This is a genomic window from Devosia sp. Root685 (genome assembly GCF_001427875.1).
Classification (GTDB): Bacteria; Pseudomonadota; Alphaproteobacteria; order Rhizobiales; family Devosiaceae; genus Devosia.
This window is the reverse complement of the sequence record NZ_LMHK01000003.1, coordinates 168,488-191,390: the sequence shown is the minus strand read 5'-3', so window position 1 is coordinate 191,390 and position 22,903 is coordinate 168,488. Positions and strand designations below refer to the sequence as shown.

Sequence of the window (22,903 nt, the reverse complement as noted above, 5' to 3'; positions counted from 1 at the left end):
AGCGGGGATGACACGGTGGATGAAAAACCTCAAACCATCATCGATTGCAATGCGCCCATGGCGGCCATTGAGCCGGTATTGTTGGCAAAAGTGACCGAATGCATGCCGGTCGTCAGGTCGCCGGCGGCGAAAATGCCGGGGCGCGAGGTCAATTGCATATCGCTCACGGCGATCATGGTGCCGGTGGGCGTATCCTTCATGTCGAGACCAAGCTGCAGGTGCAGGTCCGCCGACGGCCGATTGTGCGGATGGGCATAGAGAGCTTCGAGCCCGATCTTTTCGCCGTCCGCCATGGTGACGCCGGAAATGCGGCCGGCCTCATGATGGATGGCAGCCAGTTTGCCATCGACAATTTTAACGCCGCGCTGTTCGAGCTTGTGGCGCTCTTCCGCGATGATCTCGTGCCCATCAAGGATCAGCGTGATGTCATCGGTCCAATTGGCGTAGAGTATTGGTCCATGAAGAGACATGGGCGAGGAATAGACAAGGCCCCAGCGCGTACCCGCGACTTCATAGCCATGGCAGAACGGGCAGTGAATGACGGTCTTGCCCCAGCTCTCGGCGAAGCCGGGAATGGCGGGAAATTCATCGACAATGCCATAGCTGAGGATCAGGCGGCGGCCGGAGATCGTCTCGCCTTCCGCCGTGGTGACGGCGAAATTATCCGGTTCGCCTGAGATGCCCACGGCCTTCCCGCTGATCATTTTTACCGTTGGATAGTGCGCGATCTGCGCCCTTGCTGATGCGAGCAGCTCGCCCGGCGGAGTGCCGTCATGGCCGAAAATATTATGGGCATGTTCGGCGTAGCGGTTTCGGTTGAGGCCGGTGTCGAGCACGGTGACCTTGCGACGGGCGCGGCCGAGCTGCATGGCGGCGGTGAGGCCGGCAAAACTGCCGCCGATAATGATGACATCCTGCATGAAAGATCTCCGTTCGTCGCAATGACACCTGCAATGTAATAACATTACGCAGATGTCAAGCCAAGGTTTCGCTCTCCGGTGGTTTGACCTAGAGTGCGGCGCGGACAGCCCCTCGGGAGGGAGAATATGCGTCGTCTTTTCGCTTGCCTTGTTATTGGTCTCATTGGGATTTCGCCGGCTCTGGCTTTCGATACGGGGACCCAGGGCGTGCTGGACCGGATGAAGATCGGCAAGCCCGTCCCCATCACCGACATCGCCACGCTGATGCGCAGTTCTGCGCGCTGGTGTTATGCCGAGGACGAGGGCAGTTGCTCGTGGTCCGATATCTATCTCGAGGTCACCGACACGGGCGCGACCTATGAGATCGGCAATGCCTGGGACGCCGACTATGACGTGATCTTCACCGATCACGGCACATTCGAAGAGGGCCGCTATATCTGCGAGACGGGCTATGACTGGGTGCCGACCCTTCGCGCCGTCAAGCGCGCCGACGGCACCGCCCTCAATGGCCGCCCGCTTTGGGACCTCAAGACCCAGATTGGATCAGGGCGCAGCGAAGGTATCGACTGCTTCGACTATGTCCTCAAGGGATCGGACAGCGCGGCGGAAACCATTACGCTGTTGCAGCGGCAGTTTACCCAAGGCGTCACCGACCCGATCAACGACGTGACGGTGACGCTGCATTTCAACGCGAAAACCGCCGCGGCGCTGAGCTGGTATTACTGAGCGCCCGCTGCAGAGAGCCAGGTGGGATCGGGCTCAATCGGGGTAATCACATCGAGCAGCACGCCATTGGGGTCGCTGGCGATGAAATGGCGCTGGCCGAAAACCTCGTCGCGGAGCGGCTGGGCAATTCTTATGCCTTTGGTTGCGAAGCGCGCGGCCTCCGCTGCGGCGTCGGCAACTTCAAAGCTGAGGATCAGGCCTGAGGTCGGGGCGCGCCCTTCGGGGGGAATGGTTTCGTGGTCATAGACGATGATCGCGAGTTCCTGTGGCCCGTTTGGCGCGCGCAGATGCATGTACCAGTCACTGGCAAAGACCTCGGTAAAGCCGAAGAGGTCCTGGTAGAATGAGGCTGTGGCGGCGACATCCCGGACCTGCAAGAGCGGATAATAAGCCGAAAACATGGGTCTCTCCTTGCGAAATGACGAAAACAAATACATACTGACTGTATGTAATTTAACAAACAGGCTGCATGTATGCAAGAGGGTCGCAAAACGCAGGAAGAGCGGCGGGAGGGCACACGGCGCGCGCTGATCGCGGCGGCACGGCGGCAATTCGCCGGGAATGGCTATGCCGCGACCAATACGCCCGCCATTGCGGCCGCCGCCGGGGTGACCCGCGGCGCGCTTTATCACCACTTTGCCGACAAGCAGGCGCTGTTCGAGGCGGTGGTCGAGGAAGAGCATGCGCTTCTGGCGCTTGCGATCAATGCGGCGGCGGGAGGCGAAGATGAACCCGGCCCCGTGCGCGCGCTGATCGAAGGCGGCGACGCCTATCTCGCCGCCATGCAGGATATCGGGCGGCGGCGCATTCTGCTCATCGACGCGCCGGCGGTGATCGGACGGCAAAGGCTTGAAGCCATCAATTCGCGCTTCGGATTGAGGACATTGGTTGAAGGCGTCGCCGCGGCGGTAGAGGCCGGCGCGATCCGCGACCTGCCGGTGATGCCGCTGGCGCAATTGCTCGACGCGCTCTTTGATCGCGCCGCCCTGGCGCCGGCCGAAGAACTGGCCGACTACCGCAAGGCGATCAGGGCATTGATTAGGGGCCTAAAGACCTGATTCCAGTTTGTGCACCCGCTCCGCCAGAGCCTGAACGGCGGCGACAACTGGCGCGATGAAGCTTGAATAGCGCAGGGCTTGCTGGCTATCGGCATCCTCGTCATCGACCAGCACATGGCCACCGAAGTTTGGCGCGCCATGGGCCCTTGCGGTGGCGAGGACCTCTTGCGCCAGAAGGCCGTAGTGGACGCGCTCGTCCGCGGCATTGTCGCGCCAGCGGTAGCGCACCGGGTTCAGCGCCAGGATGAAATCGAGACCGAGATCGGACGGAAAGATATCGGTCTTGAGGCGCTTGTCCGAGGTCTGGATCGTGCCGGTGGCCGACCAGACGGCGCTCCAGCGCGCGCCGCTGGCGCCGAGGGTCTGTGCATTGTCGGTAAGGGGTTTTAGGGCGCCGGCAAAGCTGGCGCTGCCATCCCCAGCGATCACCAGGGCATTGCTCCAGATGCTGCCGTCGCTGCTGATCTTGAGGCGCCAGGCATTGTCGGCAAGCAGCCCCATTTCGGCCCGGCCCGACCAATTGCTTTGGAAGAGGAGGCTGGCCGTGTCGCCCGAAGTCGCCTTGTTGAGCTTGAGCTGGTGCCCCGCGCCGTCGTGGTTGAGGAGCGTCGCATCGGCCGAGATCGACAGGCGATTGGTGGTGTCGGCGTCGGCATTGATGCCCAGTTGCGGCAGGCCGGCGCCGGTGGCGGCGACGGCAATCCAGCCGGTGCCGGAAAAAATGCAGAGCGTGCCGCTCGCCTTGTCGAAAACCTGCCAGCCGGGCGCGGGGTCGTAAAATGTCCAGGCGCCGGCCTGGAAGGCGGCGATTTCCTCGCCATGCCCGGCCCAGGCGCCAGTGGCGGATGCTGGAACGATCCAGGCTTCGCCGTCGAGCGGGGTTGCGGGTGGCGCCGTGACCGTGCTCGCTTCGACGCTCGCCTGTACCAAAGCGTCGAGCCGCATCAGGGCTTCATTGTGGGTGATGTGTTTGAGCGCCTGCCCGGAAATGATCTGCGGCAGGCTCAGGCGCGGGGTGTCGTCCATGGGGTCAATCCTCTTTGCGATGGCCCCATTGTCCACCCGCCTTGAGGGGCGGGGATTAGCGGGATAACTGGATTTTTCTTCCCTTTGGCGTGCGAGCCTTTATGAGATGCCTTCGATCCCGAGCCGTTCACCGTTTCGTCGAAACGGTGAACGGCCCAGATTTTTTGTTTGTCGCGTTTTCGAACCGGAAGAATGGTTTCCATTCTTCCTGAAAACCCTCCAGGCCCGAGAGCGGAATGAGCGCACCCATCCATATCGTCCTCGCCTTCGACGACAATTTCTGGGCCCCGGCCTTTACGGTGATGCGCTCGGTGTGCCTCTCGACGCATCGGCGCAAGGACCTGGTGTTTCACCTCTTCCATATGCCGATCAGCGATGAGCATCGCTATGATCTTGAAGGCGTGGTGCGCGAATATGGGGCGAGCCTGCGCTGGTATCCGGTGGCCGATTCCGCGCTGTTCGACTTCTTCGTGGCCGAACTACCCGCTTCGGTGCAATGGCCGAAAATCGTCTATGCCCGCATGCTGGTGGCCGATCTTTTGCCCAGTGATATCGAGCGCGCCATCTATCTCGATTGCGACATGCTGGTGCGCGCGCCGATCGAGCAGCTTTTTGACATGGATCTGGAAGGGCGCCCCCTCGGGGCCGTGCGCGATTCGCTTGCACCCTTCATCGCGGCGGGGAGGGAGATGCGGCAGAACAGGGGTATTTTCGACCCTGCCGATCCCTATTTCAATTCCGGCATGCTGGTCATCGACCTTGCCCAATGGCGCGAGATCGATGTCAAAGCGGAGATCGCTGCCATCGCCGGGCGGGGACTGATGGACCGGCTCTACTACGACCAGGATATGCTCAACCTCGTTTTCCATAATCGTTGGACCCAACTGCCCTGGCGCTGGAATACGATCGATGCCCATCCAACCCATGAAGCGCTCGATGCAGCCATCCTGCACTATACGCTGAGGGGTAAACCCTGGTTTCTGCTGTCGGGCATTTTGCGCCGCGCCGCCTATGCCCGCTGGTATCGGCACGTGATGACCAACGACATTTTTTATCGCTTCGCCCGGCACCGCTGGAAGCGGAAGTGGACGAAAAGGCTTGGATTGGGCCGATAGATGGCGATGCATGTTGCACTGACGTTCGACGACAATTTCTGGGCGCCCGCCTATGCGACTATGCGTTCGGTATGCCTGTTTTCGCATCGCCGGCAGGAGCTGGTCTTTCATCTCTGTCATCGCACGCTGACGGCAGCGCACCGCGCCGATCTCGAATGCATCACCGAAGAATTTCCGGTGGAGCTGCGGTGGTACGATCTCGACCAGTCCAACATGTTCCGGGACATTGCCGGGCGCATGCCCGAGAACAAGCGCCTTTCAAATATCGTCTATGCGCGGCTGATGATCGACCGGCTGGTCGGCCCCGATGTCACCCGTATCCTTTACCTCGACTGCGACATGCTGGTGCGCGAAGACGTGGCCTTCTTTTTCGAGCTCGACCTTGAGGGCAATTCCATCGCGGCGGTGCGCGACTCGATCGGGGCCCTCATTACCGGCCGGCGCGATCTCAAGCAGAACCGCGATATTTTCGATCCCGCCGACTACTATTTCAACGCCGGCATGGTGTTGATCGACATCGCCAAATGGCGCGAAGCCGATGTTATCGGCCGCATGGAAGAGGCCTATGCCGCAGGCATCATGCAGCGGATCTACTACGATCAGGACCTGCTGAACCTGATCTTCAAGGGCAAATGGCTGAAATTGCCCTGGCGCTGGAATGTCATCGATGCGCGCCATGCCCATGATGGCGTCGACCCCGCCATTCTTCACTATACCGCCGAACGCAAACCCTGGGGGGTGCTCGCGGGCATGCTGCAGTCCGTGGCCTTTGCGCGGTTTTATCGCCACGTGATGACCAATGAGCTGTTCTATCGCTTTGCGCGGCATCGTTGGAAGCGTTGGTGGCTGAAGACGTTGCGGCTGGGCCGCTAGGCAATACTTGCTGGATCAAGTCCCTCGCGGGCGCAGAGTTCGGCCAATGCACTCCCCGCTTCGGGGAGCGGCAGGCCGGCGCGGCCGCGGTCGGTGAGTTGGCTGCGCCAGAGGTGGATGCCAAGAGTTTCTGGTTTTATCGCTGCGTCGAGGTCGGAGCCTGACTTCATCAGCGCCGGGATGCCTTCATAGGGCACGGGGTAGAAGGTTGCCGAGGGTAGGACGCGCGCGACGAAACCATGCTCGGCGACGAAATGAGTGAGAGCCATGGGGCCGGTTGCGCCATATTGCATGTGCTCGGGCGTTACCCGGTCGCCCACGAGGCGGCGGATGGCGACTTCAATACGGCGCAGCGGCGGCAGGTGCGGCTCAAGGAGCGGGCGCTTTTTTTCTTCGAACACCGAGAGCAGATCGGCCAGCAGCGGGGCGTCGGCCGGCATATAGAGCACGGCGCCGTTGACCGAACCGGGGCGCTCCCAGGCCATGAGATAGTCGAATGACCCCGCCATGGGGCGCAGGCAATAGATGTCGAGATCGGCATAGACCCCGAGCCCAGCCTTTAGCGCTGCGTAGCGAAAATGATCGGAAAAGACGCCGGGCGTGCCGCGGCCCTTGTAAAAAACCAGCTTTTCCTGCGGCAGCACCTTTGCCGCATCGCGCCATTCGGCGCCGGCGGGCAGACCTTTTATGGGGTCATAGGAATAGACTTCTACCCTGTGTCCCTGCCGGAGAAAGGAGCGGATGCACAGAATTTCCAGCCAGCTCATCGGGCCGTGCCAAAAGCTGACAATGGTGGGAAGCGACATGGGAGCGGTCCTGTTTGGACCGCTCCCTAGCATGTTGGGGCATAAAGGCTCAATTGGCGGCGGAGCGGCGGCGATATTCGCTGGCGATGTAAATCGCAACGAGGGCGAAGACTGCGCCGATGCCGACCTGCAACCAATCGAACTTTTGCAGGAAATCCACCATGAAACGCGTGGCGTCGAACATTTCCTGCCCTTCCCAGATGCGGTCGAGATAGTCGAACGACACCGGGAATTGCGAGCGGTAGTCAAGGAATGCCCAGGTGCGCGTGGCGAAGGGATGCATGCCGCCGCCAAGGAGGACCCATTCGAGCACCGAAAGCACCGAGGGCAGCAGCAGCGCCAGCGGAATGGCCCAGCGGCCGGCGACCGTGCCCATGGCCCCCACCAGCGCCATATAAGGCAGGTACCAGAGAAGGGCGCAGACCACGACGACGAGCAGCACAAGGCTCATCTGCGCGAAGATGCCCAGAATATTCCAGAGGAGGGTCGCGCTGCCGAGGCCGGCGATCATCGTCGTCACATAAGCAACGCCGAACATGAGAAGAATGCTGAGCAAAGCGACGGCAAAGACCGAGCCGGGCAGGATGGTCAGCGCGGCAGCAAGCTTGCTGAGCAGCACTTTGAAATCCGAAGCCGGCATCGACTTCCAGAACAGCATGGCGTTGTTGCGCTTGTCGGCGGCAAAGCCGTCGGCACAATAGAAGAACAGCACGAAACCGAGATAAATGAGCCAGCCCGCGGCAAGCGCGGCAAAGCCGGCTTCAAAAACCCAGGTGGGCATGACGGTCAGCATCTGACCGGAAAAGCGTGTGTTGATGCGCTCGACACTGAAGGCGAGAATGGTGAGGAGGAAGACGAGGGCCACCATGACCAGCGGCGCAATGAAGAAGGCACCGCGATGTTCGATATATTCGCGATGGACGAGTGCCAAAAAAGCCTTCATCGGGCCGTCTCCGGATTGGCGGTCGGCCGTTGCATCAGCGCGACGAAAAGGTCGGACAGGGTCGGGGTGGAGATTTTTCCCAGCGGCTCAAGCTGCTCGCGTGCAATGCCGTCAAAGATGAAGACGGTCTGACCGAAGCGGGTTTCCTCATAGACCGGCCCAAGGGCGCGGGCCTGCGCCTGAAATTCGGGTTCGTTGGTGACGAGCTGGGAGAATTTCTCGTTCACCGTCTCCATCTGCATGTGGAGGATCAGGTCGCCATCCCGGATGAACATGATGTCGGAGAGCATGAACTCGATCTCGTCCACCTGATGGGTGGTGATGATCAGCGTGCGTTCCTCGGTCATGTAATCTTCGAGAAGACGGCGGTAAAAGCGCTTGCGATAGGTGATGTCGAGGCCGAGCGTCGGCTCGTCGAGGACGAGCAGTTTCGCGTCGATCGCCATAACCACGGCGAGGTGGAGTTGGGCCACCATGCCCTTTGAAAGCGTCTTGATCTTCATTTCGGGCTTTATGTCGGTGCCTTCGAGGAAGCTGCGCGCCTTGTCGGTCGAAAAATTGGGATGGATATTGGAGAGGAGCGCAAAGAGCTCGCGCACGCGCAAGAAGCGCGGCAGGCTCGCGACGTCGGAAATGAAGGCGACGTTCTCCATCAATTTGGCGCGGCGCGCAAAGGGGTCTTCGCCGAGCACGCGGATCGTGCCCTCATAGCTCGTCAGGCCCAGCATGGCATTGAGCGTCGTGGTCTTGCCCGCGCCATTGTGGCCGACAAGGCCATAGATGCGGCCGGGTGGAATGTCGAAATCGAGACCGTGCAGGATTTCCTTGCGGCCGAATTTTTTCCGGAGGCCCCGTGCGGTGACAACGGGCTCGATGGTCTGGTTGATATCGGTCATGGTTTGGGCTCCACCGGGGTTTCGGCAAAGAGGGTTTTCGGATCGAGGTCGAGCGCCTTGATCTGGGTGAGAATACGCGGCCAATCCTCTTTGAGAAACTTGTCGCGTTCGTGGGACAGCAGTTTGTCGCGTGCGCCTTGGGTAACGAACATGCCAAGACCCCTCCGTTTTTCGACCACGCCGATCTCGACCAAGGCTTCGAAAGCCTTGGTGACCGTCAGCGGATTGACCGATAGCTCTGCTGCAATCTGGCGCACCGAGGGAAGCGAATCGCCCTCCCCCACTGCGCCACGCAGGATCATCTCGATCAGCCGCTGCCGGATCTGCACGAAGATCGGCTGGCTCGCGTGAAAATCATCCATGTGTCGCGCCTATCTAGTGTGATAGATGTGTAGCACACTAAATCGCCGAGTCAAGCACTGTTACCGAGCGCGGAGAATCTCCTCCTCTGGCCTAGCCTGATGCACGAAAAGGGATTTTCGTTTGCGGTCTTGCTCTTGCCACGATTTTTCGGCATAAGAGGGGATATACGTTTCTGCCTAAGTCGGCCGCCTTTTTCCGGTTTTCCGGTCCTTGGCTCTCTGATCCACTTTGCGAACGTCTGTAGGCCCTTTTGCATGTTGCGGAGGGAAACGCTCGCTTCGCTTCGGCTCCGAGCTTTTAGGATTTAAAAAAATGGCCACCATCAACGGCACCGTCAAGTTCTTCAACGCCACCAAGGGCTTTGGTTTCATCACCCCCGACAATGGCGGCAAGGATCACTTCGTCCACATTTCCGCTGTTCAGCGTTCGGGCGTCGATGGCCTCTACGAAAACGACAAGGTCACCTATGAAGTCGAAACCGGCCGTGACGGTCGTGAATCGGCAATCAACCTGACCCTCGTTCAGCAGTAAGCTCTTTTTGAGCGCTGAAGGTTGCCCTCGGGCGACCTGAGTTTTAGCCCGCCCAGCCTCTGCTGGGCGGGCTTTTTGCTGCCCAGCTCAACCGGGCACAAAAAAGGCGCCCTTGCGGGCGCCAGTTCACTTGGGAGGTAGGGAAGAAAGGGGCCGGCCTTAGCCGTTATTGCCCCAATTGTTATTGTCGGTCGGCTTGCTGTCGCCAAAACCCTGGCGGTTGCCGCGATGTTCGCTCATGAAGCGATCGAATTCTTCGCGGTCCTTGGCCTTCCTGAGGTTCGCCATATAGTCCTGGAAGGCGTCCACTTCGGCGTCGAGGCGGGCGCGTTCTTCATCGAGACGCTTGAGCTGGTCGGAGCGGTAATCGTCGAAGGCAGCATTGCCCGAGCTCGACTGATCGCGGTTAAAGCCGCCAAAGTGCTTCTTGTTGTTGCGCATATAGCCACATCCCTTGTTCCAGTAAGCCTGTGCCTTTTCGGCGGAGCCGCCGAATTTCTCGCCCCAGATGATGTAGGCGAGCATGACGAAGCCAAGCGGCGGAAAGGTGATGAAGCCGATGACCATGAGTGCGATGGTCAGTGGCGACCATTGCGGTTTGATAATTGCTGTGTTCATGTTGATGTGTTTCCCAGTCACGTTGCGATGTGCATAACGTGGCCCTCCCCCGGGCAGGATCAAGAATGTGCCTATGGGATTTCTAGGCTTGAAATGATGCTTTTCCCTTCCTATGCGGCGCATAGACGTTCCCCAAAATCATGAGCGAAGAGAGCCTTTCCGTCAGCGACGACGCCTCCCATTGGCGGCCGCTGCGCCTGCAAACGCTGGTGCTGCTGCGCTGGCTCGCCGTCGTGGGACAGACCATTGGCGTGCTCTTCGTGCATCTGGGGCTCGGCTACCCCTTGCCGCTCTGGGAATGTTTTGCGCTGATTGCCCTTTCGGCGGGCCTCAATGTCGCGTTGTTCCTGCGCTATGGTGCCAAAGGCCAGCTTTCGCCGCGTTTTGCCGCCATCCAGCTGGCCTTCGACCTCTGCCAATTGGGCGGCTTGCTGGCCCTGACGGGGGGCCTGCTCAACCCATTCGCGCTACTGCTCCTCGCGCCAGTCTCCGTCTCGGCAACGACGCTGCCGCCAAGGGAAACGCTGGTGATTTCGGCGCTGGCCGCCGTCATCGCCTCGGTAATCTCGATCCTGCACCTGCCCCTGCCCTGGGTGCCCGGCGAGGAACTGGTATTCAACCGCATCTATGTGATCGGCATCTGGGTGTCGATCATCTGCGGCATTGCCTTCATCGCCGCCTATACGATCCGCGTCGCCCATGAATCGCGCCTGATCGCGGACGCGCTGGCTGCGACCGAACTGGCGCTCTCGCATCGCGAGCAGCTTTCAGCCCTCGATGGGCTTGCCGCCGCCGCCGCGCATGAACTGGGTACCCCGCTCTCGACCATTGCGCTCGCCGCCAAGGAAATGCGGGCCGAGGTCGAGGAAGGCAGCCCGCTCGCCGAAGACGTCGAACTGATCATCTCGCAGGCCGCGCGATGCCGGGCTATTCTCTCCAAACTGCGCAACCTCGGCAGCGAGCCGGCCGATATGTTCGCCAAAGCGCCGCTGACCGATATTCTGGCCGAAGTCGCGCGCCCGCATGAGGGGCGCGGCAAGGTTATTTTGTTCTATTCGGAGCGCGCCACCGGCACGTCCCCCGTATTTCCGCGCTCGGTGGGCTTGCTCTATGGTCTCGGTAATCTGATCGAAAACGCCACCGGCTATGCGCGCGAAACCGTGCGCATCGATACCGAATGGGATCAGGCGACGATCACCGTCACGGTGACAGACGACGGCCCCGGCTTTGCGCCTGAACTTATCGCGCGGCTGGGCGAGCCTTATCTGACGACGCGCCCGCGCGATCCGCATGGCAGCGACGCGCATCAGCCCGGCGGCTTGGGCCTTGGCATCTTCATTGCCAAGACCCTCTTGGAGCGCACCGGGGCGCGCCTAAGCTTTGAAAATGAAAAACCCACGGGCCATGCCCGCGTCACTATTACCTGGCCGCGCGCGGCACTGTGATCGTGTCGCACCCAGCCGATTTTGACGAAAGAGCGGCAAAGGCTTAAGGAAAGCGCCATGAACACGCTCGAAGACATCCTTGCGGCCGATCCCAGCCTTTTGCTGGTCGATGACGATGCGGCCTTTCTCTCCCGGCTCGAACGGGCCATGGCGCGGCGCGGCTTTATCGTGCGCACCGCGCCGTCAGTCGCTGCCGGCGTTGCCGCCGTCAACGAACAGCCGCCGGCCTTCGCCGTCGTCGATCTGCGCCTCGAAGACGGCAATGGGCTCGAGGTGGTTTCGGCGCTGCACCAGAAGCGCCCCGATGCCCGGGCCGTGGTCCTCACCGGCTATGGCAATATCGCCACTGCGGTGACCGCGGTAAAACTCGGGGCGATGGATTATCTTTCAAAACCCGCCGACGCCGACGACGTCATCAATGCCCTTCTCGCCACCGGCGAAGACAAGCCCGAGCCGCCGGAAAACCCGATGTCGGCCGACCGGGTACGCTGGGAACATATTCAGCGCGTTTATGAACTGTGCGATCGCAATGTTTCGGAAACGGCCCGCCGCCTCAATATGCACCGCCGCACGCTGCAGCGCATTTTGGCCAAGCGCGCGCCGCGCTGATTCAATCAAGCCACCGCGTCATCCCCGCGAAAGCGGGGATCTCTGTTTCCAAAGCCGAGATTCCCGCTTTCGCGGGAATGACGCCGCGCCTGTCAGGCTCACACCTCGAACAGCGTCGAAAACCCGCCATAGATCAGACGCTGCCCGTCAAACGGCATGTCTGGAACGTTCGCCATCGCGGGGTCTTCCATCATGCGCTTCATCACCGCATCGCGCGTCGCCTTGTCGGGATATTCAATCCAGGAAAAGACGATGACCTCGTCCTCCTTGGCCTGCACGGCGCGCTGAAAGTCGGTCACTTTACCGGGGGGAACGTCATCGCCCCAATTCTCAACGACGCGGGTTGCGCCCCACTGTTTAGCCAAATCGGCCGCCCCTCGGGCGTGGGCAATATATTGCTCCTTGTTTGCCTTGGGCACGGCGGCGACAAATCCATCCACATAGGTCATTTCGTCTCTCCTCATTGGTTCGAACAAAACAGCGGCGAGCCATAACCGGTTGCCCGCTGCCTCGACTTTGACGAATGGCTGAGGCTAAGTTCGACACCCAAGGCGAAAATTCGGGAGTTTTGTGATGACGGTGACCCTCCATTTCCATGGCGCAGCAGGAACGGTCACCGGATCGTGCTACCGCGTGGTGCATCCGCAGGGGCAATTCCTCGTCGATTGCGGGCTGTTTCAGGGCAATAAGTCAGTCCGCGACCTCAATCTCAAGCCGACACCCTTCAATCCCAAAGAAATCGATTTTTTGCTTTTGACGCATGCGCATATCGACCATGCAGGCCTCCTGCCAAAGCTCTATGCCGAGGGCTGGCGCGGGCCGATGTGGATGACCGAACCAACGGCGGGCCTGCTCGAATATCTGCTGCCCGACAGCGCCGGCATTCAGGAAAGCGAAGCCGAGCGCGAGACCAAGAAGCGCAACCATCGCGGCGATGAACCGGCAAAACCGCTCTACACGATGGAGGACGCCAGCGAAGCGCTGCTGCACCGGAAAACCTGCAATTATGGCGAGTGGATTTCTCCCGGCCCCGGCGTGCGCGCCCGCTTCTGGAATGCCGGCCATATCATCGGCTCGGCCTCGATTGAGGTGGAAGTGATGAATGGCGATGGCAAGCCGGTGCGCCTGATGTTTTCGGGCGATATCGGGCCGGACGAAAAGGTGTTTTACAACGAGCCCGAAGGCCCTTCGAACTTCGACTATATCCTTTGCGAATCCACCTATGGCGGCCGCGAGCGCGAGGATTATACCCTCGTGCAGCGCCGCGAGGCGCTCAAGACCGAGATCAACCTTGCCCTGCAAAAGGGCGGCAATCTCATCATCCCCGCCTTCGCCGTCGAGCGCAGCCAGGAACTTTTACACGATATCGGCGTCCTTATTCGCGACAAAGAGATCGACCCGCGCCTCGTCGTGCTCGATTCCCCGCTCGCCAGCAAAGTGACCGGCGTCTATCGCAAATATGCGAAAATGTTCGAGGACACCGAGCTGACCGCCGACGAATTGTTCAACGATCCGCGCTTTCGCATCATCGAGGCCGTAGAAGATTCCAAGGCGCTCAATGCCATCAAGGGCGGCGCCATCATCATGTCCGCTTCGGGCATGGCTGATGCCGGGCGCATCAAACATCACCTGCGCAACAACCTGATCCGCGCCAATGCCACGGTTCTGTTCGTCGGCTATCAGGCGCCGGGCACGCTGGGGCAGATCATTCTCTCCGGCGCCAAGGAAGTGCGTATTCATGGCACGCTGGTGCCGGTGCGCGCCACGATCCGCTCCATGGGCAACTATTCGGCCCATGCGGACCATTCCGAACTGATGGCGTGGATCAAGGAGCGCCTGCCGGCGCATGGCGCCATCTTCCTCACCCATGGCGAGGACGAAGAGCGCACGGCGCTGCGCGCCGCATTGATGGCCACCGGGATCGGTGGCGACCAGATCGTTCTGCCGCAGCTCGACGACTATTTTGAACTGACCGCCGCCGGCATTGCCGCCGCCAAGGCGCCGGCCGCCCGCCGCGTGGACCTCAAACAGTTGCCGGCCGACTGGCACAATGCCTTCTCGGACTTCACCATCCGGCTGAGCCAGCGCCTCCACGACCTGCCGGACAGCGACAAGCTGGCGCTGATGACCTCGCTGCAACGAAAACTCTCGGAACTGGGCGCAGCGCCAAGCCCAACGCCCGTGCCGACGCCGGTCACCCCGGTCGAGACACAGGCTTTCGACGAGTAGTTTTCTTACGACGCCGGGCGCGGTTTCAGGCGCCCGGCCATGGCAAAAGTCAGCACCAGCAAGGGGATGAGCATGGCAAAGGCCAGGCGCACCCCAAGGCCTTGCGCCACAGCGCCAATCAGCGCCGGCGCACCGAGATTGACGAGCTGGAAGATCAGCGTCGTTGCGGCAACGTTCTGGCTCGCTGGACGATCGCCAATGCGCGCGGCGGCCGAGAGCATCAGCGGATAAAGCACGCAGATGCCCATGCCGACGACAACGAAACCCAGTAGCGCCACATAAGCATTGGGCGAGAGCACGATGAGCACCATGCCGGCGACGGCGAGCGCCGAGAGCAGTCGCGCGACGCGCACCGGACCAAAGCGGTCGATGACGCGATCGGCCAGCAGCCGGCCCGCCGCCATGGCCGCCAGAAGCGCGGGCAAAGCCAGCGACTCGACAAAGGGCGGCACATCAAAACTATCGCGCAGATAAATGATCGACCAGGCGCGCGAGGCGCCTTCGGTGAGGCCCGCGCCAAGGCCGAAGGCGACGAGGCCAAGAGTCGCCAGGGTCGGCAGCGCCAGCTTTCTGACCTTTTCGCCGCTATGCGGGCGCGGCGGCATGACCGGCATGGGCACGACGACGACCAGCAGGAGCACGATAAGAACCGGCGCCAGTGCCCAGAGGTGAATGGCCGGATCGACATGAAGGCCGCGCAGCGTCGCGCCCAGAAGCGATGTAATCAAAAAACCGACGCTCCAGACGCCGTGGCAGGTATTCATCACCCGCGCGCCCGTCGCCGCTTCCACCCGGTCGGCCTCGACATTCATGGCGATATTGCTGAGCGAAAAGCCAAGCCCGTTAAGGGCCAGGAGCATAAAGAGCGCCACGGGGTTGAGCAGCACAGTCGCCAAAGCCGCCGTGATGATGACCACGGGCAGCACCGCGAGGATGGCGCGGCGCGGCCCAAAGCGCTCGATGATCGCGCTCGCGAACAGAAACATCGAGAGAGCGCCAAGCGGCTGGCCCATCAGCACGAGGCCCAGCTGTCCCTCGGAAAGACCCATGGCGACCTGCAGGTCGGGGATGCGCGTATGGATCGCGCCGGCGGCCAGGGCATGGGTGAAAAAAAGCGCAATAATGCGCCAGCGGGCAGAGGTCATGATCTACTAAACGTTCAATGGGGACCGGGGTCCATCAGCACATGGATGCGGTCGGCGCCGAGGCGGGCGAGTTTGAGCATCAGTGCCTTGCGGCGGGCGGGGGCAAGGGGGGTATCGGGGCTATCGCGCAAAATGGCGCCATCATGCCCGTCGGCAACGATAAGTCCCTCGCTTTGCGGAAAAATCTCTCCGTCGAGCTCGGGCGGTTTGGCAAAAAAGAACTTGTCGGAAAATTCGCGGTATTCGGGCCATTTGCGATCGACCTGAAAGTCGATGAGGCTCGATTTGATCTCGATGATCCAAATCTCGCCCTTGGGCCCGACGGCCAAAACGTCGGCGCGCCGCCCATTGCTGAGCGGCACTTCGGCATAGCACGCCATATCGTGCCGCTCGCGCAGCATGCGCATGACCCCGCGCTGCACGCGCAGGGCCGTAGCCGATTGCCGGAGATCGACGATAGGCGGCAGGTCTTCAGCCATGGGCGAGCGCTGCAAATTTCCGTGCCGGCAGAGCGCGGATGACGAGGAGCGCAGCGACCAGCAGCGGCACCACGACCCAATAGGACATGCGGATGCCGAACTGTTCGGCAACGAGGCCCAGCAGAGGCGGGGCGAGGAAGAAGACCACAAAAGTCATCTGCCCGAGCGAAGCGACATTGACCGAGGCGGGACGATCGGTGCGTTGCGCCGCCGCCGAAACGGCCAGCGGATAGACCGCCGAGCAGCCAATGCCGGTGAGCACAAAGCCCAACAGAGCCACATATTCATGCGGCGCCGTGGCGACCAGCACCAGCCCGGCAATGGCGATCAGCAGTAAGGTTGCCGCCACCGCGCGCGGCGAGAACCGATCGACGACGCCATCCATGGTGAGGCGCGCAACGGCCATGGCCAGCGAGAAAACGGTGACGCTGAGCCCGCCGATGAAAGGCTCGACGTGGAAGACGTCGCGCATATAGATCGCAGACCAGTCGATGCCGGCGCCTTCCGCCAGGAGAGGCGCCGCCCCGATGAGGCAGAGCGCGGCAAGACCCATGGTCGGAAAAGCGATGCGCGGCGCTTCGCCGGCATGGGAATCAGGCCGCAGCGGCGCATTTTCGATGCCGCGGAAGACGACGAGGCCGGCGATGACCACGACGATCAGCGCGGCCACGAGATGTACCGTCACCGGCACGCCGGCCTGGCGGACGCCTGCACTGACGAGGGCGGTGACGAAAAAGCCGAGGCTCCACATGCCATGGGTGCGGCTCATGATGCCGTAGCCAAGCTGGGCTTCGAGCCGGTCGGCTTCGAGATTGACGACGATTTCGACGGCGCCGGCGCAGATGCCGGCGAAAAACAGCACTGGCACGACAAAGAGCGCCGACGGCATGAACGGCACCAGCGCATAGAGCGCCGAGGCGAGGAAGATGGTGACGAAAACGCTGGTTCGCGCCGGATAGCGGGCGATGAAGGGGCCGGAGAAGGTGAGCCCGACAAGAGCGCCGCAGGACATGGCGATCAGCATCAGCCCCAGTTGGCCCTCGGTCAGCTCGAATTGACGCTGCAGATCGGGCAGGCGCGAGAGCATGGCGCCCATCGAGAGGGCAAAAATGAAAAAGACCCCGAAAATCCGGTGGTGCGGACGCATGAAAGAAATCTCCTTGCGAGAGTTCTGGCGCCCTGCGGCGTCAGAACCCGTCAGCAATCGTCTTTATTTGCCGGTCAGCCGAGCGGCGTCGGCTCGGGCGGCATGCCGTGTGGCGTATCGACCTTTTTGGTGCCAAGGGCAAAGCTCGAGGCCCAAAGGCCGGCGAGCAGCAGCGGCAGGCAGATGAGATAGGACCAGCGGATGCCCAAAAATTCGGCGACGAAACCGAGCAGCGGTGGGGCGAGGAAGAACACCACGAAGCTAACCTGGCCGATAGCCGCCACATTGACTGCCGCTGGGCGATCGGTGCGCTGCGCGGCGGCGGAAACCGCCAGCGGATAGACCGCCGAGCAACCGGCGCCCATCAGCGCAAAGCCAAGCAAGGCCAGTTCCGCGGTCGGCGCCGTGCCGACGAGGAGAGCGCCAAAACTTGCCGCAGTCAGCATGACCATGGCGACGTTGCGCGGGCCGAAGCGGGCGACGATGGGGTCGGCGGAAAGACGCATCGCCGCCATGAAGAAGGCAAAAAGCGTCAGGCCCATGCCGCCGATAAACGGCTCCACGGCAAAGACATTGCGCATGTAGATTGCCGACCAGTCGATACCGGCGCCTTCGACGAGGAAAGCGGCAAAGCCGATGAGGCAGAGCGGCAGTAGGCCGAGATTGGGGAAAGCGAAGCCATGGCTCTGGCCCTCGACCTTTGCCGGCTTGGGCGCTTCGGTGGCCGAGATCAGCAGGAAGCCGCCCACGGCCACGACGATGATGGCAATGATGCCCAGATGCCAGCCAGCCGAAAGGCCCGACTGGCGGATCATGGCGCCGAAAAGCGCGGTGACGAAGAAGCCGACGCTCCAAAAACCATGGGCGCGGTTCATGAAGCGCTGACCGGTTTGAATTTCCAGCCGGTCGATTTCGACATTGAGATTGATTTCGAGCGCCCCGGCCAGAAGCCCGGCAAAAAACAGCACGCCGAACATGGCCGGCGCCACCGGCAGCCAGGGAATGGTGGCGAAGAGCAGCGCGGGGCCGAGCACGGTGAGCAGAGCGGTCTTGCGGAAGCCGAGCTTTTCGATCAGGGGCGGCCCGAAGGTGAGGGCGATCAGCGAGCCGATGGCCATGCCGATCATGGTCAGGCCAAGCTGGCCTTCGGAAATGCCGAGATGGGTCTGGATATCGGGCAGGCGCGCCATCAGCGCACCCGTGGTCACGGCAAACAGGAAGAAGCTGGCATAGATACGGTGTTGAGCGGCAATCATGAGGTGGCCTCAAGCAGGACAGGTTTGGGCGCCAGGACATGGGCCGTGGTAAAGCCGAGCAGCACCAGCGGAATGCCGACGCCGAACACCCACTGGATGCCAAAATGCTCGCCGATAAAGCCGAGGAGCGGCGGTCCCAGGAGGAAAGCGGTGAAGGAGAATTGTGCCAGGGCGGCCACATTGACCGCCGCCGGACGATCGGTCTGCTGCGCTGCAGCCGACATGGCGAGCGGGAACAGCGCCGAGGAGCCGACGCCGATCAGGGCAAAGCCGAGATAGGCCACCCAAGCGGCCGGGGCGAAGAAAGCCAGCAGCACGCCCACGCCCAAAATGGTGAGCAGCACGCGCGCCACGAGCACCGGGCTGAAGCGCTCGACAAAGCCATCGGCAAAAAAGCGCGCCACGCCCTGCGAACCGGCAACGGTCGCCACGGCAAGGCCCGCCCAGAAGGGTTCGGCATTGAAGAGATCGCGCATATAGATGGCCGACCAGTCGATCCCCGCGCCTTCCATCAACATGGCCGAAAGGCACACGCCGACAAGGGCCATGACGGTGGCCGTGGGGCGGGCAAAGCGCGGCGCTTCATCGGTGCTGGTGCCGGCGCGGTGGGCTGCCGGCTCGAACCGCCCGAGGATGAGGAGGGTCGCGACGATGATGACGGGGACCATGATCATCAGATGGTAGTGCACTTCGAGCCCAGACTGGGCAATGAAGGAGCCGACGATGCCGGCGGCGAAAAAGCCAAGGCTCCAGAAGGCATGGGCGCGGCTCATGATGCGGCGGCCGATGGCGTGTTCGACGCGATCGGCCTCGACATTGATGATGACTTCGATGGCGCCAATCGTAAGACCGACAGGCAGCAAGAGCAGGAAGAAAGTGAGAGGGGTCTGCGCCCAGCTTGCCAGCGCATAAAGCGCCGAGAGCAGCGGAATGGCGGTCAGGAGCACGCGGCGATAGCCGATGGTTTCGACGATACGGCCGGCAAATGTCAGCGAGATCAGCGTGCCGACGGCCGAGCCGATCAGCGCCAGGCCCAACGCGCCTTCACGCACGCCCATGGCGGTCTGAATATCGGGCAGGCGCGGGAAAATGCTGCCCATGGCAAAGGAATAAATGAAAAACGCCCCAAAGACCTTGATCTGGGGCGGCAACGCAATGCCGAATCGCATGACAGGAAAATGCTCTAAAAATCAGACCGGCGCGACGTTAGGGCATTTCACGGCGCAGTGAAATGGGGGCGCGCCTGCCCCAATAGAGTTTATTGCAACGTTTGCATTGCTGCCACATCGGTGAATTCGTCGCGCAGGACGGAAACGCCATCGAGCAGATTGCGCACGATTTCGAGCCGCCGGAACGGGCCGCCGACACGCGTCATCGAAGGGTTTGGTTCAAGCGCCGCGACGCGGTTACGCCGGTCGGGACCGAAATAGCCCGCGGTCTCGTAAAAGACCAGGCTGTGGCCGATCTGCCGGGCGAGGCGCTGGCGCAGTTTCGGCTGCGACTGCGGCAGAGCCACGATGTCGTCAAAGCCCATATTGATGCAGGCCATGGTGGTTTCGACCGACGGGTCCTCGGCGCAATAGACCATGGGCGAAAAGCGAATGGCACGCGAAGCCGAGAAGCGGATGGCGTCGGCAACGGGACGAAGCGCGCTCAGGTCTACGGCGGCCGAAAACAGAAAATAGCAGACCGGCGTCTCGCCTGCCTGCTGCTCCACCTGATTGAGGCCGCGAAAGTCCGAGACGCCGGCAAAGCCGAGAGCGCCGGCCATGTCGAAAAGCGTCTGCCAGGCCTTGTCCTGAGGCCCGACGACATAGGCGTATGCCTTCATAGCACCGCTGTCCCTGCTGCATTCCCGGTGCGAATGCTAGGCCCAAGCCCCTAACGCGGACCTAACGGATCGGTTGGGTTTTATGCGTGCAGCGGCTTTTCCCCGCGAAACAGCGGCGCGTTTTCGTGCATCAGCGCGGCGATGCGCTCGGTGACGGCGCGCACGGCGGGGGTGTGCCGCTCCTCGTGGTGACAGACCAGCCATTGATCGGTTTCAAGCTCGGGAATGGTGCCGGCCATGCGATCGACCCGCGGATCGCTGTCGCCGACAAAGCAGGGAAAGACCGACATGCCGGCGCCGGCCGCCACCAGTTCCAAGACGCTCATGGCGTCATTGCCGCGCGTCGCGATACGATCGCCATGCCGCGCATGCAGCCAGCGGGCCGAGTGGGTCTGGCCACCCTCGCCAGCGACACCGACGAAATAACCGGCCGCCACCCCGCTGATCAGCTCGGGCCGCGCATAAAGCCCATAGGCGACTTTTCCCACCAGCCGCCCGGCCAGCCACTGCTCGGTCGGGCGCTGGTTGCGGATGCCGATATCGGCGTGCCGCCGGCCGATATCGACTTTTTGGCTGGCGGTCACCAGTTCGAGCGCAAAGCGATCCCCCGCCGTCCAGATTTTTGCAATGTGCCGGGCCAGGAATGCCGAGGTCCAGGGTCCGGCCGAAACGCGCACCACCCGCTCGCCGATGGCGCCTTCCTTCCAGCGTTTCAGCGACAGCATGGCCGCTTCCACCTCTTCGGCGCGCAGCAGCAATTCTTCCCCGGACGGGGTCAGCCGATAGCCGGTCTGGCTGCGCATAAAGAGCGGCTCGCCGACCTGCCGCTCAAGCGCCGTCACGCGGCGGCCAAGGGTCGCCGCCGAAAGGCCGGTGGTCTCGGTCGCAGCGCTCAGCCCACCGAGCCGCGCCACATCGAGAAACAGCCGGAGATCATCCCAGGAGAAATCCATTTTTCATTTCTGAAAAGAACCTTGCAGTCTCGAGTGTAGCGCAAGGGTATGAGAAAGCGCAATTATCGCCTCATCGGATCGCCGGAAGCGGTCCCAACCTTTGCAGAAAGCACCAGTTTTGAAACGCCGGATTCCAGTCTGGCGCCGGGGTGTTTTTGCGCAAAATTTCGAGGAGACGACATGTTTGAACCCATCAGAAACCGCCTGCGGCGTTGGCATCTGCGCAATATCACCCGCCGCCAGCTTTCCCTGCTCGACGACCGCCTGCTGGCCGATATCGGCACAAAGCGCAGCGGCATTGCCGACTTCGTGGCCACCCAAACCGACGAAGGAGCATGACCATGATGGACAAGCGCAAACTCGGGCCCAATGGGCCAAAGGTCGGTGCCGTGGGCATGGGCTGCTGGGCCATTGGCGGTCACTTTACCCTCGATGGGCGCAATGACGGTTGGGGACAGGTCGACGACGCGCAATCGGTGCGCTCGATCGAACTGGCGCTTGACCTCGGCGCCAGCCTTTTCGACACGGCCGACGCCTATGGCACCGGCCATAGCGAGAGCATTTTGGGCAGCGCGCTCAAAGGGCGGCGCGACGAGGTTTTTGTCGCCACAAAATTCGGCTTCACCTATGACGAGGGCGCCAAGGCTCTCGTCGCGACCGATGTGTCGCCGAGCTATATCGATTGGGCCTCGGGGAAATCGCTGAAACGGCTCGGCATGGACCATATCGACCTCTACCAGATCCATGTCGGCGATCTCAGCGATGACGCCGCCGACCGCGCCGGCGAAGCGCTCGAAAGTCTCGTCGATAAAGGCCGCATCCGCGCCTGGGGCTGGAGCACGGACAACGCGGCTTCTGCCCGCCGCATGCTCAAATATCCGCATTTTGCCGCCGTACAGCAGGAACTGAGCGTGCTCTGCGACGGGAAGGACATGCTGGCGCTCTGTGCCGAGGCTGATCTTGCCAGCCTCAATCGCTCGCCGCTGGCCATGGGCATGCTGAGCGGCAAGTTTTCTGCCAGTTCGCGCCTCGGCAAGGACGATGTGCGGGCGGCGGGCCACTCCTGGGTGCGGTTCTTTGCCGATGGCAGACCAAAGCCCGAAACCCTCGCCGTGGTCGAGGCCCTGCGTGACCTGCTGACGACCGGCGGCAGAACCGTGGCGCAGGGCGCACTGGGCTGGAACCTTGCCCGCTCGCCGCACACCGTGCCCATTCCCGGCTTCAAGACCGAGGCGCAGGTCCGGGACAATCTCGGGGCGCTCGAAAAAGGCCCCCTGCCCGCCGCCGTCATGGCCGAAATATCAGGCATATTGCGGGCCGAGCCCGTCGACGCCTGAGAGCAAAAATACAAAAGGCCGCCCAAAGGGGCGGCCTTTTACTTGGGAGATCGCAAGGGATCACATGGAATCGAGGCAGACCGAGGTCGTGCCGCGATTGCGGAAGCCGAGAGCAGTTGCCGCGGCTTTCGAAAGGTCGATGATGCGCTTGCCGTGGAAAGGCCCGCGATCATTGATGACCACTTCAATCGACTTGCCCGAGTTCTGGTCGGTGACCTGAACCTTGGTGCCGAAGGGGAGAGAACGATGCGCCGCCGTCATGGCGTTTTCGTTGAAGATTTCACCCGATGCAGCCCGCTTGCCGTTGAAGCCGGGGCCATACCAGGAAGCGCCACCACATTGGGCGTAGGCTGCCGAGGAGGAAAGTGCGAGGGCAGCCGCCGCTGCGGCGACGAGAACGGCTCTTCTGATCAATGGTCTATGCTCACTGAAGTTATCGATGAGCATTGCCTAAAGATGACGCGCGGCACGATTAAGGGCGAAATCGCGCGGGATTGTGCGGTGTTGCCTCATTGCCGCAGGTTTGCCGGCATCAATTCATTAACCATTCAGCCAGTCTTGATCGATTCTTAGAAACTGAATCTCAAGAATTGCCGA

The 22,903-nt window shown here is 61.8% G+C and carries 27 protein-coding genes; 10 read left to right on the top strand and 17 right to left on the bottom strand.

Annotated features, from left to right (window positions below):
• Positions 1 to 29: 29 nt before the first annotated feature.
• The gene (locus tag ASD83_RS16135) at positions 30 to 920 is read right to left on the bottom strand and encodes an NAD(P)/FAD-dependent oxidoreductase (protein WP_056312822.1); all 891 of its coding nucleotides are present in this window, start codon (positions 918 to 920) and stop codon (positions 30 to 32) included.
• Between the two features lie 126 nt (positions 921 to 1,046).
• On the opposite strand from ASD83_RS16135, the gene ASD83_RS16130 reads away from it, so the two are divergent.
• Complete coding sequence (locus ASD83_RS16130) at positions 1,047 to 1,646, top strand: hypothetical protein (protein ID WP_056312821.1); 600 nt, start codon at positions 1,047 to 1,049, stop codon at positions 1,644 to 1,646.
• Here ASD83_RS16130 and ASD83_RS16125 read toward each other — a convergent pair.
• Positions 1,640 to 2,047, bottom strand: coding sequence for a VOC family protein (locus ASD83_RS16125; RefSeq protein WP_056312819.1), 408 nt, complete (start codon positions 2,045 to 2,047; stop codon positions 1,640 to 1,642). The genes ASD83_RS16130 and ASD83_RS16125 overlap by 7 nt on opposite strands.
• A gap of 72 nt (positions 2,048 to 2,119) precedes the next feature.
• Between ASD83_RS16125 and ASD83_RS16120 the strand changes: the two genes are divergently transcribed.
• Positions 2,120 to 2,704 (top strand): TetR/AcrR family transcriptional regulator, encoded by a 585-nt coding sequence (locus tag ASD83_RS16120; RefSeq protein ID WP_056312817.1) that lies wholly within the window; start codon positions 2,120 to 2,122, stop codon positions 2,702 to 2,704.
• Here ASD83_RS16120 and ASD83_RS16115 read toward each other — a convergent pair.
• The gene (locus ASD83_RS16115) at positions 2,693 to 3,730 is read right to left on the bottom strand and encodes a DUF2793 domain-containing protein (RefSeq protein WP_056312815.1); all 1,038 of its coding nucleotides are present in this window, start codon (positions 3,728 to 3,730) and stop codon (positions 2,693 to 2,695) included. The two genes, ASD83_RS16120 and ASD83_RS16115, sit on opposite strands and share 12 nt — an antisense overlap.
• A 236-nt stretch (positions 3,731 to 3,966) precedes the next feature.
• On the opposite strand from ASD83_RS16115, the gene ASD83_RS16110 reads away from it, so the two are divergent.
• Positions 3,967 to 4,845 (top strand): glycosyltransferase family 8 protein, encoded by an 879-nt coding sequence (locus tag ASD83_RS16110; protein ID WP_056312813.1) that lies wholly within the window; start codon positions 3,967 to 3,969, stop codon positions 4,843 to 4,845.
• On the top strand, positions 4,846 to 5,718 hold the full coding sequence (locus ASD83_RS16105; RefSeq protein ID WP_056312811.1) for a glycosyltransferase family 8 protein: 873 nt from the start codon (positions 4,846 to 4,848) through the stop codon (positions 5,716 to 5,718).
• Here ASD83_RS16105 and ASD83_RS16100 read toward each other — a convergent pair.
• From ASD83_RS16100 to ASD83_RS16085, 4 genes are read right to left on the bottom strand one after another with little or no spacing between them, the layout of a single operon-like run.
• Complete coding sequence (locus ASD83_RS16100) at positions 5,715 to 6,524, bottom strand: hypothetical protein (protein WP_056312809.1); 810 nt, start codon at positions 6,522 to 6,524, stop codon at positions 5,715 to 5,717. The genes ASD83_RS16105 and ASD83_RS16100 overlap by 4 nt on opposite strands.
• 49 nt (positions 6,525 to 6,573) lie before the next feature.
• Entirely contained in the window at positions 6,574 to 7,467 is an 894-nt protein-coding gene (locus tag ASD83_RS16095; protein WP_056312806.1) for a hypothetical protein, read from the bottom strand.
• Positions 7,464 to 8,363 (bottom strand): ABC transporter ATP-binding protein, encoded by a 900-nt coding sequence (locus ASD83_RS16090; protein WP_056312805.1) that lies wholly within the window; start codon positions 8,361 to 8,363, stop codon positions 7,464 to 7,466. Before ASD83_RS16090 ends, ASD83_RS16095 begins: the two co-directional genes overlap by 4 nt.
• Positions 8,360 to 8,725: a GntR family transcriptional regulator gene (locus ASD83_RS16085; RefSeq protein WP_056312802.1), complete on the bottom strand. Its 366-nt coding sequence runs from the start codon at positions 8,723 to 8,725 to the stop codon at positions 8,360 to 8,362. Before ASD83_RS16085 ends, ASD83_RS16090 begins: the two co-directional genes overlap by 4 nt.
• Before the next feature lie 313 nt (positions 8,726 to 9,038).
• Between ASD83_RS16085 and ASD83_RS16080 the strand changes: the two genes are divergently transcribed.
• Positions 9,039 to 9,257, top strand: a complete 219-nt coding sequence (locus ASD83_RS16080; RefSeq protein WP_056312801.1) for a cold-shock protein — start codon at positions 9,039 to 9,041, stop codon at positions 9,255 to 9,257.
• A gap of 159 nt (positions 9,258 to 9,416) precedes the next feature.
• On the opposite strand, the gene ASD83_RS16075 is transcribed toward ASD83_RS16080, so the two are convergent.
• Entirely contained in the window at positions 9,417 to 9,875 is a 459-nt protein-coding gene (locus tag ASD83_RS16075; protein WP_056312799.1) for a DUF2852 domain-containing protein, read from the bottom strand.
• 140 nt (positions 9,876 to 10,015) lie between these two features.
• Between ASD83_RS16075 and ASD83_RS16070 the strand changes: the two genes are divergently transcribed.
• Both ASD83_RS16070 and ASD83_RS16065 read left to right on the top strand, forming a co-directional pair.
• Positions 10,016 to 11,320, top strand: a complete 1,305-nt coding sequence (locus ASD83_RS16070; protein WP_056312797.1) for an ActS/PrrB/RegB family redox-sensitive histidine kinase — start codon at positions 10,016 to 10,018, stop codon at positions 11,318 to 11,320.
• Between the two features lie 57 nt (positions 11,321 to 11,377).
• Positions 11,378 to 11,929 carry an ActR/PrrA/RegA family redox response regulator transcription factor gene (locus tag ASD83_RS16065; RefSeq protein ID WP_056312795.1) on the top strand — a complete coding sequence of 184 codons (552 nt, stop codon included), beginning with the start codon at positions 11,378 to 11,380 and terminating at the stop codon, positions 11,927 to 11,929.
• 98 nt (positions 11,930 to 12,027) lie between these two features.
• Here ASD83_RS16065 and ASD83_RS16060 read toward each other — a convergent pair whose 3' ends face one another.
• Complete coding sequence (locus ASD83_RS16060; RefSeq protein ID WP_056312793.1) at positions 12,028 to 12,378, bottom strand: DUF1428 domain-containing protein; 351 nt, start codon at positions 12,376 to 12,378, stop codon at positions 12,028 to 12,030.
• Between the two features lie 124 nt (positions 12,379 to 12,502).
• Between ASD83_RS16060 and ASD83_RS16055 the strand changes: the two genes are divergently transcribed.
• Positions 12,503 to 14,158: an MBL fold metallo-hydrolase RNA specificity domain-containing protein gene (locus ASD83_RS16055; RefSeq protein ID WP_082561275.1), complete on the top strand. Its 1,656-nt coding sequence runs from the start codon at positions 12,503 to 12,505 to the stop codon at positions 14,156 to 14,158.
• Positions 14,159 to 14,163: 5 nt separating this feature from the next.
• On the opposite strand, the gene ASD83_RS16050 is transcribed toward ASD83_RS16055, so the two are convergent.
• From ASD83_RS16050 to ASD83_RS16020, 7 genes are all read right to left on the bottom strand, one after another.
• Positions 14,164 to 15,303 carry an MFS transporter gene (locus ASD83_RS16050; protein WP_056312791.1) on the bottom strand — a complete coding sequence of 380 codons (1,140 nt, stop codon included), beginning with the start codon at positions 15,301 to 15,303 and terminating at the stop codon, positions 14,164 to 14,166.
• A 14-nt stretch (positions 15,304 to 15,317) separates the two neighbouring features.
• A complete protein-coding gene (locus tag ASD83_RS16045; RefSeq protein ID WP_056312789.1) occupies positions 15,318 to 15,782 on the bottom strand; it encodes an MmcB family DNA repair protein in 465 nt (154 codons plus the stop codon).
• Complete coding sequence (locus ASD83_RS16040; protein ID WP_056312787.1) at positions 15,775 to 16,929, bottom strand: MFS transporter; 1,155 nt, start codon at positions 16,927 to 16,929, stop codon at positions 15,775 to 15,777. The genes ASD83_RS16045 and ASD83_RS16040 overlap by 8 nt, the downstream gene beginning before the upstream one ends.
• Positions 16,930 to 17,003: 74 nt before the next feature.
• Positions 17,004 to 18,185, bottom strand: a complete 1,182-nt coding sequence (locus ASD83_RS16035) for an MFS transporter (protein ID WP_056312785.1) — start codon at positions 18,183 to 18,185, stop codon at positions 17,004 to 17,006.
• Positions 18,182 to 19,354, bottom strand: a complete 1,173-nt coding sequence (locus tag ASD83_RS21375; protein ID WP_056312783.1) for an MFS transporter — start codon at positions 19,352 to 19,354, stop codon at positions 18,182 to 18,184. The genes ASD83_RS16035 and ASD83_RS21375 overlap by 4 nt, the downstream gene beginning before the upstream one ends.
• An 89-nt stretch (positions 19,355 to 19,443) precedes the next feature.
• Positions 19,444 to 20,016, bottom strand: coding sequence for a hypothetical protein (locus ASD83_RS16025; RefSeq protein WP_056312781.1), 573 nt, complete (start codon positions 20,014 to 20,016; stop codon positions 19,444 to 19,446).
• Positions 20,017 to 20,096: 80 nt separating this feature from the next.
• Positions 20,097 to 20,969 (bottom strand): LysR family transcriptional regulator, encoded by an 873-nt coding sequence (locus tag ASD83_RS16020; protein ID WP_056312779.1) that lies wholly within the window; start codon positions 20,967 to 20,969, stop codon positions 20,097 to 20,099.
• Between the two features lie 180 nt (positions 20,970 to 21,149).
• Here ASD83_RS16020 and ASD83_RS21155 point away from each other — a divergent pair, with 180 nt between their 5' ends.
• A complete protein-coding gene (locus tag ASD83_RS21155) occupies positions 21,150 to 21,308 on the top strand; it encodes a DUF1127 domain-containing protein (RefSeq protein ID WP_162249183.1) in 159 nt (52 codons plus the stop codon).
• The gene (locus ASD83_RS16015) at positions 21,305 to 22,306 is read left to right on the top strand and encodes an aldo/keto reductase (RefSeq protein ID WP_156386012.1); all 1,002 of its coding nucleotides are present in this window, start codon (positions 21,305 to 21,307) and stop codon (positions 22,304 to 22,306) included. The genes ASD83_RS21155 and ASD83_RS16015 overlap by 4 nt, the downstream gene beginning before the upstream one ends.
• A gap of 60 nt (positions 22,307 to 22,366) precedes the next feature.
• On the opposite strand, the gene ASD83_RS16010 is transcribed toward ASD83_RS16015, so the two are convergent.
• Positions 22,367 to 22,720: a septal ring lytic transglycosylase RlpA family protein gene (locus ASD83_RS16010; RefSeq protein WP_244489207.1), complete on the bottom strand. Its 354-nt coding sequence runs from the start codon at positions 22,718 to 22,720 to the stop codon at positions 22,367 to 22,369.
• Positions 22,721 to 22,903 lie beyond the last annotated feature (183 nt).